Origin of the sequence: Shinella sp. JR1-6 (assembly GCF_004284735.1) — a bacterium.
GTDB lineage: Bacteria > Pseudomonadota > Alphaproteobacteria > Rhizobiales > Rhizobiaceae > Shinella.
Genome location: NZ_SHMI01000009.1, coordinates 1 through 14,576, shown reverse-complemented (window position 1 = coordinate 14,576; position 14,576 = coordinate 1). Strand labels below are relative to the sequence as shown.

Here is a 14,576-nt window from a genome sequence, read left to right as displayed (position 1 = left end):
CTTGCGCAAGATGGACAGCGGGCAGAGGATGAGGCGGCGAAAATCCTCGAAGCGGAATGAGGGAGGTGGGAAACGGGTTTCCGTCCGTGCCGCCGGAACCTCGGACCACGCCCGAACGACACGTTCAACAAAAGTGGGGGGACGGCAAAGCCATGGCCGACATCACGAATACCACGCATGCCAATCGCGCGCGATCGGCGGGCGAGAACCCGGTCAAGCGCTTCTTCCGCGCGACCGAGATCGACACGCGCCTGCTCGGCATGGTCGGCGCCATGCTGATCATCTGGATCGGCTTCAACATCCTGTCCGGCGGCCTGTTCCTGACGCCGCGCAACCTGTGGAACCTTTCGGTCCAGACCGCCTCCGTCGCCGTGATGGCGACCGGCATGGTGCTCGTCATCGTCACGCGCAACATCGACCTCTCCGTCGGTTCGATCCTCGGATTCGTCGGCATGATCATGGGCGTGCTGCAGGCGGAACTGCTGCCGCAACTGCTCGGCTTCAACCATCCCGCCACCTGGATCATCACCCTCCTCGCCGGCCTCCTGCTCGGCGCGGGCATCGGCGCGCTGCACGGCGCCATCATCGCCTTCCTCAACGTGCCCTCCTTCATCGTCACGCTCGGCGGCTTGCTCGTCTGGCGCGGTGCCACCTGGTTCGTGACGAGCGGCCGCACCGTCGCCCCAATGGACGCGACCTTCCGCCTGATGGGCGGCGGTACGGAAGGCTCGATCGGCGCCACCGCCAGCTGGATCGTCGGCATCCTCGCCTGCATCGCCATCGTCGCCACTATCATCAATTCCCGCAAGCAGCGCCAGCGCTTCGGTTTCCCGCAGCGCCCGATGTGGGCCGAGTACTTCCTCACCGCCGTCGGCTGCGCCCTGGTGCTCGGCGCCGTCGCTGTCGTCAACAGCTATCCCTGGCCGGTCGCCATCGCTCGCAAATATGCCGACGCCAACGGCATCGCCTGGCCGGAAGGCGGCCTGTTCATCCCGCACGGCATCGCCGTACCGGTGCTGATCGCCATCCTCGTCGGCATCGTCATGACCTTCATCTCGACGCGCCTGCGCTTCGGCCGCTACGTCTTCGCGATCGGCGGCAACCAGGAAGCCGCCGAGCTTGCCGGCATCAAGACGCGCTGGGTAACGGTGAAGATCTTCGCACTGATGGGCATGCTCTGCGCCATCGCCGCCGCCATCTCCACCGCCCGCCTCAATGCCGCAACCAACGCGCAGGGCGAGCTCGACGAACTCTACACCATCGCCGCAGCCGTTATCGGCGGCACCTCGCTTGCCGGCGGCATGGGCACAATCGCAGGCGCCATGCTCGGCGCCCTCGTCATGCAATCGCTGCAGTCGGGCATGGTGCTGGTCGGCATCGACACCCCGTTCCAGCGCATCGTGGTCGGCATGGTTCTTGTCGTCGCCGTCTGGCTCGACACGGTCTACCGCGCCCGCGCCAAGTAAGAGGAGCCCATCCAATGACGGACACAAGTACGCCCCTCGTGGAGCTGAAGAACATCTCCATCTCCTTCGGCGGCATCCATGCCGTCGACAACGCCTCGGTCGATCTCTTTCCCGGCGAGGTCGTCGCCCTGCTCGGCCACAACGGTGCCGGCAAGTCGACGCTGATCAAGATCCTCTCCGGCGCCTACAGGCGCGACGCGGGCGAGATCCTGATCAACGGCGAGCCCGCCGACATCAACAACCCGCGCGACGCCAAGAAATACGGTATCGAGACGATCTACCAGACGCTCGCCGTCGCCGACAATGTCGACGCCGCCGCCAACCTCTATCTCGGCCGCGAACTGAGGACCCCCTGGGGCACCCTCGACGACGTTGCGATGGAGGCGAAGACCCGCGAAGTGATGGGCCGCCTCAACCCCAACTTCCAGCGCTTCAAGGAACCGGTGAAGGCCCTTTCCGGCGGCCAGCGCCAGTCGGTGGCGATCGCCCGCGCTATCCTGTTCAACGCCCGCATCCTGATCATGGACGAGCCCACCGCAGCGCTCGGGCCCCAGGAGACGGCCCAGGTCGGCGAACTGATCAAGCAGCTGAAGAAGGAAGGCATCGGCATCTTCCTGATCAGCCACGACATCCACGACGTCTTCGACCTCGCCGACCGCGTCTCGGTGATGAAGAACGGCCAGGTCGTCGGCCATGCGCGCACCGAGGATGTCACCAAGGACGAGGTGCTCGGCATGATCATCCTCGGCAAGGTCCCGGAAAAGGCCATCCCCGGCCCCGGCGCCATGCAGACCACCTGACCGACCCCACCGGAAGCCGCCGGCCACCCGGCGGCCTTCCACCCAGACCATGCCGGAGCGCGCGATCTGCGGAACAGATTGCCCTTTCTGCATTTTCCCGATTGAAGCCCGCCCCCAGCTAGGCTAAGAACCCTCTCATCGGATAGGCGAGTCATCGCCAAGGCAGGCACCCGTAGCTCAGCTGGATAGAGTGTTGGATTCCGATTCCAAAGGTCGCAGGTTCGAATCCTGCCGGGTGCGCCATATAACCGTTTGAAATCATTATTTTATCAGTTTTTTCTTGTTCTGGCATGGGCTGGAAATATGCTAGCTCAGTCCTAGCCCAGTAGCGCATGCGCTTGGGAATTCTTCAATGATTTCAAGGTAGCCTTCCAGGGCTTGGACACGTCGCTAGCGCAGTTTCAGCGCAGCGCACCGACCATAGCAACTCGAAAGGTGCCCCACGTAATGCTGCAAAGCCCGGCCTCAACGAAGAAGACCCCGTTTTCGCTCTTCCAGCGGGAAGGTACGCGGAACTGGTCGATGCGATATTCGCTCGGCGGCAAACAATACAAAAGGACGCTGGGAACCGCGAACGAGGAAGAGGCGCTGCAACGCGCCTACGAAATCTGGCACGAGCAGAGCTTTCGCAACAAGCAAGGCCTTTCGCTGGATAGCCGCTCCTTTGTCGAGGTGGCGGAAGAGTTCATCGAAAAGGTCGTGGCAGAGGCAGAGCGCGATGAACGCAGCAAATATCACCCGATTTATTGGCCACCGATCATTCGCCGTTTCCCTGTCGGTTACTTCGGAGACCGCGCCATCGAGACGATCACCACCGCCGACATCGAAAGATATCTGGAATGGCGCAAGACCTACTGGACAGCGGGTCCTGGCATCCACATTCAGAAGATTCAGTGCGAACGCGAAGATGGCCGGGTTTTCACTCGCCCTGCACCGCGGAAGGTCGCGGCCTTGAGTACGGTCAAGGGCGAGATGGTCATCATACGCGAGCTATTCGAGCAGGCGGCGAAATGGGGCTATTGCAAGCCGATCATAATCCCGGCCGTCAGAGCGAAAAAGAAACCCGACACGCGCCGTCCGGGGTTCGCGCCGGAGGAATACGAACGTCTGCTCGGCAAGAGCTTGGAGAGGATCAGCGAGCCTCAGCAATCGGTGAGGCTCATCAAGGCTAAAGACGGTCGGGTCTGGACGCAAAGCACGCTCACCAGCCGCGTGCGGTCGGATCGTATCCGTCTGCACGCCTATATCGAGTTCATGGCAAGTTCGGGCCTGCGCCCCACGGAGGCGAAGAACCTCAAATGGCGCAATATTCTCCGCTATCGCGATACAAAAGACCTTCCGCTTTTCCAGCAGGACGCCCGGCTACAAGTCCATGGAAAAAGCAAACATGGAAATGCCGTGCCACTGCATGGTGCGATTCAGGCCCTTCATATGTTGTGGAACGTGTTTGTCGGCGAGGTAGGCCGCGAGCCCACCGATGACGATCCTGTCTTTGCGGATGCAAGTGGCAAGCCCATCCTGTCGTTCCAGCGCGGTTTGAACGCCTTGCTCAAAGCGGCCGATTTGGAATACGACAACCGAGGCGTCAAGCGAACCGCCTATTCATTCCGGCATTTCTATATCTCGCAGATGCTCGCGAACAATGTCTCGGTCCACCATGTCGCTCGCAACACCCGCACCTCGATTGCGATGATCGACAAGCACTACGCGCAGGTCAACACCGAGCAGATCAAGGACTTCCTTCGCCCCGGCGAGGAGGACTTGATGAAGGAACCGAAGCTGCTTGATGACGAGACCTACGACGAAATCGCTTTGTTGGAAAAACGCTTAGCCGAGTTGAAAGCCGGGGCGACCACCGAGCGCACCGCTGACAAACTATCGCAAAGATACAGCGGGCGGCGCGCATAGTACCAGCCGCATCAAGCGGCTCTCGTTATCGTGACTGGCATCGCGCACCACTTTTGATGTCGATGGGAGGCTCGACAATCGGTAAATTGATGCACGACGATGCCGTTTTCCACGATCAGCGTCGTTGAGCAATCGCCGCTGTCAAAGCTGATTTCGGTGATGATCTCCCTTATCGCGGCATGTGCCTCCGAGCGAAGGTCGTATCGGGTCATGTCTTCGGCTTGCTCCCACGCGTCTCGCAGCCTGCCGATCCGGTCGCATGTTTCCATGGGGCTCTCGTGCCGGATTGACCGGCGCTGTCGTTCTGCCTGCTGGTGCCTTAGCTCGGCTTCGATGGCCTTCCGTTCGCTTTGCCGGGCCTTCAGCAAATCGACCACGGCATCTGGCGGTGCGGTATCATCCTCGATTATCTGTGCTAGCCGTTGCTCCTTCCGCCGAAGCTCCTCCAGTTGCAGCGACAGACCGGCGATGGTCCCATCAAGCTCCCGCACGGTGTCATCGAAGCGTGCCGATTGCAGCGTCTCCGCGAGATTGATTTCCGTGACGTGATCAAGGATAGCCGCCTCCAGCGGCTCATATCGGAAGTGCCGGTTGCCATCGAGCACCGCCGTCGTCTCCGGCAATCTGGATGCCTCCGCACCTGTCGGAACGACCTATTCGGCCCCTTCGACCTTCTACGACCAGAACGGCGCGTTGCAGGTGCTCGACTGCGACTATGTGATGACCACCGATGGCTGGGAGTTCACGGTCAGCTATGCCGGAGACGTGTTGTTTTCGGATCAATTGCATGCGGACGAATTCGACGCAGCCGGCGACTACATCGATCCGGAGGATGTCGTGCTGCCGCAGTTGGATCTCGGCGGCGGCGTCTTGTTCGGCCCGGTAACGATTTCACAGGTCGGCCTGACATCGCTTCCCGCCCCGTCCACCATCAGCCAGACGTTCAACGGCAGTCCGGCGATGCCGGGTGGGATCGAGTTGCAGTTCGATGCAAGCGGCAAGCTCGTCACGCCCGCTTCGTTATCGCTCCTGGGCCTGACGGATAGCGGCGCGGTGCTCAATCCGCTCGACATCGACATATCCGGTTCCACGCAGCTTGCCGCTGATTTCGGCGTTTCCAACGGCAAGATCGACGGGAATGGAGCCAGCCAGGTCGTCGGCTACGAGATCAGCGATGAAGGTGTTATTTTCCTCAAGTACGACAATGGCGAGCTCTCGGCAAAATACCGCATCGCCATGGCATCGGTTCAAAGCCCCGACAAGCTGAATACGCTGCCCGGCAACATCTACACGCAGAGCAACGCGTCGGGCGTCGTCGTCATGGGCTATGCCGGCAACGGCGGTTTCGGGACGATCCTTTCTGGCGCGCTGGAGGATTCGAACGTCGACATTGCCGAGGAACTGACGAGCATGATCGAAGCGCAGCGGAATTACACGGCGAACTCCAAGGTCTTCCAGACCGGCTCAGAATTGATGGAAGTGCTGGTCAACCTGAAACGCTGACGCCTTTGTGCCGATGTGCTCGGCCAAGTGTGGTCGGGCGGCGCGTTCGGCAGAACTCTTTGCTCGCCCTTTTGGCAGACGGCTTTATCCGGGAAACACGTTCAACGGTTTCGGAAAGGATCACAGCATGTCCCATCTCAAGGCTCTCAAGCTCACCTCCGCAGTCCCGGTTCGCGCTGCCGTCGATCCGGTGCAGCGTGCGCGGGAAAAGATGATCGCGGCGCTGGCCGAGCAAAAGCAGATGGCCGAGGCGAAGATCGCCGGTCAGGCGTTCACGCCCACGCATATCGTGCGCAAGAAGAATGCCGAAGGCGTCCGCGTCGAGGTCGAGGCTCCCAAGCGCGTGCGTCAGGGCTGGTTCACCGATGGCAACGGCAAGGTGTTTTTCTCGATCCGCTATGCCGGAAAGACCATCGAGTTCGCCAAGGACAAGAACGCCATCGAGGCCGGCGAGCTTTCCGCCCTGCCGAAGGTCATCGACACGCTGGTTGAAGCTGTCCGCGCCGGTGAGCTGGACGCGCAGTTGACGACCGCTGCCGCTGAGCGCGGCCAGATGCTGCGCAAGCCGAAGTAAACCGCGCAGTTTTCGCGAGACAAGCATCCGAAGGCCATAGGATCATGAATGATCCTATGGCCTTCGTGCGTTCCGGCCGGGCCGGAACGCTGTCAAAGAGCGTCACGGACGCGCGGTCAGGTCGGTACGCTATGCGGTAATGTTTTCGGGCCGGACCGCATTCCTTGATGCTTCTGTGCTTCTGCCTGATGCGCGTTGCCCCGCAAAACTTGCCCCCCGGAGCCTGTGCGCTGTCCCTGTTCCGCGGGGCTCCACTTTGAACTCGCCCTTTGTGCCATCTGGAATTTTGTTTTCGCCGAACCGAAGCGGAAACCAGATGCAGAATTCCTCAAACGACGATCACGACGAGAAACCGCCACAGGCACATATCGACTTGGCCATGCTGTTCATGACCGACCTTCATGTGGGGTCCGAACGCCTCTACAAGATCAAGCGCAAAGGCACGTCGCTGAACCTGCGCTACGAGGTCGATGGCGAGATATTCCATCGAAGCTACCTGTCGGCGCTGTCATGGCGGGCAATCCTGCTGTTCGCGCTGTCCGAGGGCAAATCCGTCACTGTTCATGAGATGGACCAACCCGGCCGGTACCGACGGCTGTTCCCGCAAACGCTACTGCGCCGCCTTCAATGGCATGCTCGGCCGGAGGCAAATTTCCCGCCGGTCGCTCGGCTCTACGATCCGAATAGCGATGCCGTCCTATTGCTGACCCGCAGCCGGCTATGCGGTCATGCCGTCGATGCCCTGCATAACCTCACCGACGGCGGGCCAGTGTTTCAGCCTTTGTGGATTTCCGACATCATGGCTTTGCGGCCCATGCTAGGCATCGAGCTTGTCCGTGACGAAACATTCTCGGCTTCCATGCCGATCAGCGCATATCTGGAAGCTGCCGCGATGACCGGCAGGATCGTCGAAGAGCCCGAGCTTTCCGAATTTTCCCTTGCCGGCAATGTGTCCCGGCTCGCTGTCCCGCCGTCATCGAAAGCGGTTGCCAGCGTCTTCGATCGGGCGTACCGGGAGAATCCGCCAATGGCGAAGCTGCGAGGCCGCACGATCTATGACGATTATTCATTCCGGGCAGAAGAACGGTCGAGCTAAGACGATAACGCCGGCACTTACTCAAACGATAATCTTCTTGCGTCTGCTTCCCCAGCAATTTTGCCAAAACTGCTTCAGGTCGTGCATATGGCTGTCCGGCTTCATCGCCAAGCCTTCGTTCGAATACATCTGCGCGAGCCTCGTGTAGCCGATTTTCATCTGGGCCGTTCGATCTACGCCGAAATGGCTGGTGCCGCTAAGCTCCCGTAGCACGATGTTTCCGCATTGCATGACCGAATACCCTGTCCTCACCGCTTCAAGCGCAAAGTGCCGGTCTTCGCCATGCAGGGTAAAATTCGGATCGGGTAAAACGACGGGCTTGCCTTCCTTCCTGAAGTTCCGCACAGCAAACATGCTGCCCTTGACGTCTATGCTACGCTGAAAGACGTGATGCGCCGCATAGAGCGGAGGATCGGCCGCGTAGATGGGTGAGAAGCCGATCTTTTGCGGATTGATCGGAAAGAACACGTCCACGCCGTCGTACGCTGCAATTCCGTTGGCGATCATCTCGGGGAACAAGCGCGGTCCACGATTGTGTTGCGGCCCATCGTACAGGACAGCATCGTCGTCCAGCATAATCCCCCAATCGTGTTCGCTGGCATAGAAGGCTTCGAGGCAGGCGATCCGATTGAGGATAAGCAACTGGCCGGGCCGCTCGACGATGGTGAGCTTCGCAATGTCGATGGAGAGGCCGACCAGCGCAAAGTCGGCAGAACGCCAGTTCGATGCAACGATGGTGATCGGGATGGTAGTTTTCGTCATCCACCAGTCGAGCACCGCTACGAGGTCGTCGCGGCGTTCTTTTCGCATGCCAAGGCCATCGGGCAAGTAGCTGACGATATAGGCGCCGAACGGGTGCCGATGGGTCATCTTCACGCCTCGTCTGCGCGGTCTTCGACCCTCGCCGTGATTTTGCTACCGGGTCGACTAAGGAGCCGTTGAAGATCGATCAGAGCTTGGCCGGACCCAGCAATGGCCTTGTCAATCATCCCGATAGCCAGAGAGATGTCGTAGGGTACGAGGCCGTTCATCCCCTCTTGAGCCATGTCCACGAGCCGATTGGCCTGGAGGATCGCAGAAAGCTCAGAATAAACGGAATGGTGCGACAGCATATTATTTCCGACCATATCTGACGGGGTCGTGGTCGGATCTGTACCCGGCAAGAAGTCACCCACCGTACAAAGATCCGCCAGCGGGCTGCGATATGGGAACGGGGTCAGCGAGTTAAATTCGCCGCCACGGTTCGGCATGGTGTGGTTCACCAAGCGAAAATCCTTCCGATCCGCCTGAAGTCCCGTAACGATCTGGCCGAACTTCTGAACGAAGGTGAAACTGGTCGAGCTATCGAAGGTGACGGCGAGATCGGCGCGCACATATTTCCGCAACGCCCGTTGAAGTGCGGTCGCGAGAACGGCAAACCGGGGCTGGGCAGTGCCAAGGAAATGGATGTGGGCCACGGTATCGAATAGCCCACGATCCATCATGCTACGGAACCGCCTGATCCAATCGGCTATTTCCAATCGGGTATGTCCAGCGATGGCCATGCCCTCAAAATTCGGCTGAAAGGTTTCCATGACCCCGGCCCACTTGTCAGCCTCGAATTTTGTCCGGCCCTGATAGACGGCGAGCAACTTGAGATCAGGCCGTGAGCGATTGCCGATGGCGAATTTCGCGTTATCGACGGTCTGATCAAGGCATGACTGGAAACTCGTATAGCCGCTGGCAAGCACGTCGATCGCGCGGGTCGGAACGTCAACGATAATCCCGACGTCGCATTCGGCTTCTTGCCAATCGAGGGTGGCCGCGCGCCATGACCCCATGGACGAACTGACCGCACCGCTGATCAGCGAAAAACCGCCGCTGTCACCAAGGACAAAAGTTTTCGTGCGGTCGCGGTTGGAAATGATGGTTGGCTTGCCATTTCCGACTGCAAAGGTCGCCGTGTAGAGTACATTGGGCCAACAAAAGAGCGGCGATGCCGGATTTAGAAAGTTCGTGTGCTTAGCGCGAACGCCTCTCGGAAGGCGTTTCTTGAGCGCGCTGGTGGTCGCCTGTTCGGCGAATTTCACAAAGTGATCGTTCGGCGCTGGTAGATAGCGCGCATAGTCGGCCCAATGATCTTTGAACTTCATCGCGGTATTCCTTTTAGCGGAATGAAGGGAGAGAGTGGGGAGCGAAGCGCTCCCCACGTTGCAGGTCACTCGGCCTCAGCCGCTTCGCTGCCCTCGGTCGAAGCGAGACCCGGCCACACCTGCGGCTCCAGTTTGCGCATGAAGCGGTCGGAACGCTTCCCATCAATGCCCTGCTTCGGGATGTAGACCGAGTAGGAGGCCGACGTAGTCTGGAAGCTCAGCACCAGCATTTCGGGGTCGAGGCCTAATGCGATACCGGTGGTGATATCGAGATCGGCAAGCGCGCTGGAGACCGCGGAGAAGTCGTCGGCACGGACGTTGAGCGAAAAATTCGTCGGCACATCCGAGTGATTGATGGACCTCTCCGCCTTACCGACGGAGAACGTGAGCTTACCCCTTGAGCCGGCGATCTTGACGGGCTTCGTCTTTTTGATGGCATCTCCGCACGCCGCCGCGATCTCCTTCATTGCCGAAAGAACATCTACGCCGGCGATCATGGACTTCGGGGTGAAGGTGACGAGCGCAAGCGGCAGTACGCCGGAGTTCGAATAGACCTGCTGCACCAACATAGAGACGGTCTTGGTTTTGCCGTCCTGGTCCTTCACTGCCGCCTGCGACGACAAGACAATACGCGCGACACCGTTCTTGGTGTCGGTGGCACCCTCCACACTCAAATCGAAAGCATCGGCACGATCGCCAGCCAGATTCGCCTCGACGGAGCGTACCTGCTGTGTGCGGAACGCAACGTGGCCTTCAATAGGCATCCCGAGCAGGTTGCCCGTTGGCTCCACCTTGACGATAACGCTCGCGTCGGACAGGATCGAGGAAACCGTGATATTTCCACCTGGATCGAAGACGTAGTGACGGCGAGTAAACCGGCGAGGCGCAGACTTATCGTCGGGATCATCGAAACGGTCCACGAGAATATTGGTCGCGATCTCCGGCACGCAACGCCCCACGGCCAGAAGCTCTTTCAGGAACTTCACATCCTTAGGAGGGAAAGAGAACTGTGACGCAATCGCGCTCTTTGCGGCAGCAGTAAGCCGAATCTCCTCTTCAACCAGGACGGACTTTTCGCTCTCTCGGCGTCCCAACCCAACAATCAACTCGTTGCCGCCGGCGAGGCGATCTGCAAATCTCTGCATACGAAGCTCGGCCAAATCCTCGGTGTCGAGCGCAATGAGATCGGTGCTGGCGTTCCCTTTCTTTGCCTCCAAGTGGAGCTTCATCAACGCGTTGATGCCGCCTTTATCGGCGATAATCCTCATCAAGCTAGCCACGCCTTGCGCATCGAAGAACGCGCCGAGTTTTCCGTTATTATCGCGCAGAGCTTCCGTACGGAGCTGGCGGCCAGCACTGACATATCGGTTCAAGGCTTTTGAATTGTTGTTCTTGATCGTCTTGTCAGTGTGCGTGACGTCGATGCCCATATGGCAAACCATAGCGAGCGTAAGCGCATCCTTGTTTTGCGGGAGGCCGATGTTCTGGATCTTGATCTCGGCTTTATAGAATTCCACGTCGTGCAACTCAGCATCCAGCACGATCATTGCAAGCATCTTGTGCGATGCTTTATCGCTACGCGTCTGCAACTCGGTCGCGGACTTTGAGACTTCCTGGGTGGTCTCATACCACCGCGTCACATCAGCAGCGCCGTGATCAGGAGCAACAGAAGGAATGTCATCGATGACGAGATCGGCGCCGGAGGTCGAAGCCGCTGCGATTGCAACGGCAGATGAGGACGCGACGGTTTCAAGTTTCTTGGACATGATGTCACCTTTCTAGTTCGAAAGGTGAGCCACGGCGTCTTCCTGTTTGCGCACAACGGCTCACCCCCGGAGTTACCCGGTTTTGGTGAGCCGCATCGCAGAACGGTCTCTTGTTGGTGCCGCCTCTATACTGACGGTTCCTACCGTTTCCGATAGCCCCTGCCGGGGACAGATTTCCATCTGCTAGCGGATGGAAATTTTAACTGTTCTTTTTGAACCGCGCCCCTCTCGGAGCTGCACCTGCCTGCCCCATGATGCTGGTGAAAACCGGCCTCGCCTGCTGCAAACAGGGAAGCTGCCCGAAGGCTGCATCATGGGTTGGTTTTGGGGCTTAAACCGCCCCGTTCCACTTCCCGCTCTGCTGACACATGAACGGTCTCCCCGGCTGGCAATAAGCCGGAGCCACGATGAGGAGCGATATGCGGGAGAGGCTGAAATTTGTCAATACAGATAGTAAAGAAATGGTTAATTTCATTGAAATGTAAGGGAAAAATGGCCTTATGTTCCTCTAAAAGGAAGTTTTCTGCGAAAAGACAGTGTGCAGAATGGCCGTTACTTAGGTGGGGTTTTCGATAGTCTCGATGTTTGAGTGTTTGTCGTCTTCGACCGCATCAGGGTCTACGCATGTATTTCGAAGACGTTCTTGGTTCTCTTGAACCTTGTCATCTGCTGGTAGAATTCAATTACCGCTCTGTAGGAAAAGCGGTTCTGGAAAATTCGGCCATACCGCGTTGGGCTGCTCGATACTCAGCGATGCCAAGCTGTCACAGCATGCGATAGGTTAGTTCGAGATTTCCTTCATGAAATCCCGCGTGAAAGCGACCTGGTCCGGGTTGAAACCGAAGCGGGTCATTTCCTTGGTGCAGTAGCTGGCGACACCTGCGCGGTCATAGACCTCCTGCAGATCGAATTTGCCGTCGCGGCAGACGCGATGCCATTGCATCTTCGTCAGCGCGTCGAATTCTTTCAAAGAAGCTTTCGGCACGCGCAGCAAGCCATGTGCATGAATGTTGCTGCCGATATGTTCGATGAAGAATATGCCGTCGGTTCTTTCATGCGGCAAATAACGTGCGAATTTCTTGCCCAGCAAGGCGCGGTCAATACGCCCGCAAAGCTTGCCGAGCTTTTCCCGCATCGTTGCGAGGTGTGGCTCGGTTGGATCCGTAAGCGTGATGTAGAAGTTGGGCTCGAATGCCTCCACGAATTCTACCCACGCCTGGCGAAGACGCTTCTTGTGCCGGTAGTCGTATTCCATGCCGTTTCTCCCGCTGCTTAGTCAGCAGCATCATCCGATAAATATCTCCGGCTATTTATGGATCAGCAGCAGCACCCCGCATCAAACGGGGCAAAAAAGCGCAAGTCGCAGGGAGGGAGCAAAATGAACAACGAAATCGAATTTTTGGAAACAGTCTGCGAACGAATGCAGCAGTTGGGGCTCGTGCAGAGCAAAGCCGATTTCTCGGCGCGGATGCTCGGCAAGGGACAAAGCTATCTCACATCGATGAGTGCGAGGGATCGAAAGGTGCCGGATGAAGTCATCGCGCATCTTGCCGGACAGCTACAAGATGGCATTGCCCATGACGATGCGGCACTGGCAGGGCTTCACGAGGAAGCGACGCGGCACGAACGCGACCGCAAACACCGTGCCGATATGCTGGAATGGGTATCTCGGCATCGAACAACAGAATCGGTTCGGGATGAACCGCGACAACGCCTCTCCAGCATTCCGCTATCCTTGAGAGAAAAGCTTTCGAGCTGGCTGGCGCGCGGGCGGATGGTCATGCCCTGACAGACGAGCGGTCGTTGTCCCGACAACTCGGTTACAGCAAATCCACCGCGGCTTTCATCATCTCATCACGCACATCTATGTATCGCTGCGTCGTTGTCAGGTTGCGGTGTCCCGCCAGCGTCATGATGACCTTCGGACTGACGCCCGAATGTGCGAGCCTCGTGATGAACCAGCGGCGACCGCTATGCGACGTAGCCCCTTCCAGACCGGCACTCCGATAAAGCTGCCCCAGCAATTGGCAGAGCGTGTTCGCGGAAAATGCCGTACGTTTCTGCGTTAACAGCAAGGGAGTATCGGCCTGCCGATCCTGGGACCACTCATCCTTGTGTTTTTCGATTTCCCGGCGCAGCTTCTCATTCAGGAACACGACACGAGCATGCCCGCCCTTGGTGACTTCCGCGCTCAGCCGCAATTGCTCGCGCACCTTGCCTTCATTGTCGATGACATCGCGCACGGTCAGCGCCGCGATTTCCCCGACGCGCAATCCGGCGAAATGCGACAACATGAGCGCCAGCCGGTTGCGTCCCGCGTGCTTCATCTGCGCGACCACGGCCAGCAGCCGCTTGAATTCCGCATCCGTTAAAACCCGAGCTTGCTTCATCAGAACCTCACGAAAGGCAACGTTTTCATGCCGTTCGTTATGTTGCCGATGATCAGAAAGGGCGAGAGCCTATTGCTGACGGAAAATTGCTCTTTGGGTGCAGCAGGTTAGCGAGCAAAGACGACGAGACCTAAGAAAATGCGTATTTTCTGAGGTTCCTTTTAAAACGTTTAGAGGACCGTGATTCCAAACAATGGAGGCAACTTCCTTGCGCAAGAACGCCACAGGTAGCAACTTACTCAAATCAACCAGACCCAAAATCGAAAAAGCACCGCAACGGGGTATATCAAGAAGGATTACAAGGCGCTGCAACTCCTTCACCTGATTCTGAAGCGCCCGGTATTCGGAGGCCGTCGCCGCACACGCGCCTTGTGGCGCCAGCTTGCGCCAGGCGAACAACTGGTTCGGCTGGATGCCGTACCGACGCGCGACGATGCTCACCGTCGCGTCCAGCTCGTAGGTTTCATGGACAATGGCCAGCTTTTCTGCCGTGCTCCAGCGCCGCCAACGTTCAGGCTCCGAAAGGACCTGCATCTAATGGGTGGTGATATTCATAATACCAACATTACTTCTGTGGTTGCCGTCCGTTGCGCAAGAAGTTTCCAACCCTTCTGACGTGTGATCGAGTGCGGTCTTCTGTCAGGCCTTTTATTGCGGCACTTCGAAAGACCGCTGGCCGGTATGGTGATCTGCGGATCGGGTCCAAATCTCCTACACGGGCTACAGACCCTGAGTAATGTTCTGGTTTTCCCAATCCCGATCAGTTCGATCATGCGCCCATTCAGGTCGTCGACTTCTCGCACCTCATCGCCGGCTCTGCTACTCGCAGCCGGTTCTTGTCAGGCCACAACCAACGCCTGGTTTCGATAATCCTCCTGCTTCATCAACATTGCCCATATTCTTCGGGCCATCTTGTTCGCCAGTGCAATCGCTACCAGCAT

The 14,576-nt window shown here is 58.4% G+C and carries 13 protein-coding genes, 1 tRNA gene and 1 pseudogene; 8 read left to right on the top strand and 7 right to left on the bottom strand.

The features are described 5' to 3' along the window. The first annotated feature begins 152 nt into the window (after window positions 1-152). The 4 genes from EXZ48_RS17005 to EXZ48_RS16990 all read left to right on the top strand — a co-directional run bounded on the left by EXZ48_RS17005 (window position 153) and on the right by EXZ48_RS16990 (window position 4,174). Window positions 153-1,466, top strand: a complete 1,314-nt coding sequence (locus EXZ48_RS17005; protein ID WP_050744120.1) for a sugar ABC transporter permease — start codon at window positions 153-155, stop codon at window positions 1,464-1,466. Window positions 1,467-1,480: 14 nt separating this feature from the next. Further along, window positions 1,481-2,266 (top strand): ATP-binding cassette domain-containing protein, encoded by a 786-nt coding sequence (locus EXZ48_RS17000; RefSeq protein ID WP_023515279.1) that lies wholly within the window; start codon window positions 1,481-1,483, stop codon window positions 2,264-2,266. A 166-nt stretch (window positions 2,267-2,432) separates the two neighbouring features. After that, a tRNA-Arg gene (locus EXZ48_RS16995) sits at window positions 2,433-2,509 on the top strand. Window positions 2,510-2,713: 204 nt separating this feature from the next. Then, window positions 2,714-4,174: a site-specific integrase gene (locus EXZ48_RS16990; protein ID WP_130517204.1), complete on the top strand. Its 1,461-nt coding sequence runs from the start codon at window positions 2,714-2,716 to the stop codon at window positions 4,172-4,174. Window positions 4,175-4,185: 11 nt separating this feature from the next. Here EXZ48_RS16990 and EXZ48_RS16985 read toward each other — a convergent pair whose 3' ends face one another. Then, window positions 4,186-4,797: a hypothetical protein gene (locus tag EXZ48_RS16985; RefSeq protein WP_130517202.1), complete on the bottom strand. Its 612-nt coding sequence runs from the start codon at window positions 4,795-4,797 to the stop codon at window positions 4,186-4,188. Here EXZ48_RS16985 and EXZ48_RS16980 point away from each other — a divergent pair. The 3 genes from EXZ48_RS16980 (at window position 4,766) to EXZ48_RS16970 (ending at window position 7,347) form a co-directional block, all read left to right on the top strand. Further along, on the top strand, window positions 4,766-5,677 hold the full coding sequence (locus tag EXZ48_RS16980; protein ID WP_165909368.1) for a flagellar hook-basal body complex protein: 912 nt from the start codon (window positions 4,766-4,768) through the stop codon (window positions 5,675-5,677). The genes EXZ48_RS16985 and EXZ48_RS16980 overlap by 32 nt on opposite strands. 127 nt (window positions 5,678-5,804) lie before the next feature. Then, on the top strand, window positions 5,805-6,251 hold the full coding sequence (locus EXZ48_RS16975) for a DUF6641 family protein (RefSeq protein WP_130517198.1): 447 nt from the start codon (window positions 5,805-5,807) through the stop codon (window positions 6,249-6,251). Window positions 6,252-6,567: 316 nt separating this feature from the next. Then, window positions 6,568-7,347, top strand: coding sequence for a DUF2958 domain-containing protein (locus EXZ48_RS16970; RefSeq protein ID WP_165909367.1), 780 nt, complete (start codon window positions 6,568-6,570; stop codon window positions 7,345-7,347). Between the two features lie 21 nt (window positions 7,348-7,368). Here EXZ48_RS16970 and EXZ48_RS16965 read toward each other — a convergent pair whose 3' ends face one another. The 4 genes from EXZ48_RS16965 to EXZ48_RS16950 form a co-directional block, all read right to left on the bottom strand. Then, on the bottom strand, window positions 7,369-8,217 hold the full coding sequence (locus EXZ48_RS16965) for a hypothetical protein (RefSeq protein ID WP_130517194.1): 849 nt from the start codon (window positions 8,215-8,217) through the stop codon (window positions 7,369-7,371). Window positions 8,218-8,219: 2 nt separating this feature from the next. After that, window positions 8,220-9,479, bottom strand: coding sequence for a hypothetical protein (locus EXZ48_RS16960; RefSeq protein WP_130517192.1), 1,260 nt, complete (start codon window positions 9,477-9,479; stop codon window positions 8,220-8,222). 65 nt (window positions 9,480-9,544) lie between these two features. Continuing rightward, window positions 9,545-11,245: a hypothetical protein gene (locus EXZ48_RS16955; protein WP_130517190.1), complete on the bottom strand. Its 1,701-nt coding sequence runs from the start codon at window positions 11,243-11,245 to the stop codon at window positions 9,545-9,547. 781 nt (window positions 11,246-12,026) lie between these two features. Beyond that, window positions 12,027-12,500 (bottom strand): hypothetical protein, encoded by a 474-nt coding sequence (locus EXZ48_RS16950; protein ID WP_130517188.1) that lies wholly within the window; start codon window positions 12,498-12,500, stop codon window positions 12,027-12,029. Window positions 12,501-12,623: 123 nt separating this feature from the next. Between EXZ48_RS16950 and EXZ48_RS16945 the strand changes: the two genes are divergently transcribed. Then, window positions 12,624-13,034 carry a DUF6626 family protein gene (locus EXZ48_RS16945; RefSeq protein WP_130517186.1) on the top strand — a complete coding sequence of 137 codons (411 nt, stop codon included), beginning with the start codon at window positions 12,624-12,626 and terminating at the stop codon, window positions 13,032-13,034. 31 nt (window positions 13,035-13,065) lie between these two features. Here the strand turns inward: EXZ48_RS16945 and EXZ48_RS16940 are convergent, their stop codons facing one another. After that, the gene (locus EXZ48_RS16940; RefSeq protein WP_130517184.1) at window positions 13,066-13,635 is read right to left on the bottom strand and encodes a site-specific integrase; all 570 of its coding nucleotides are present in this window, start codon (window positions 13,633-13,635) and stop codon (window positions 13,066-13,068) included. 297 nt (window positions 13,636-13,932) lie between these two features. Continuing rightward, window positions 13,933-14,169: pseudogene (locus EXZ48_RS16935) on the bottom strand (transposase); the annotation flags it as partial. Between the last annotated feature and the right edge of the window lie 407 nt (window positions 14,170-14,576).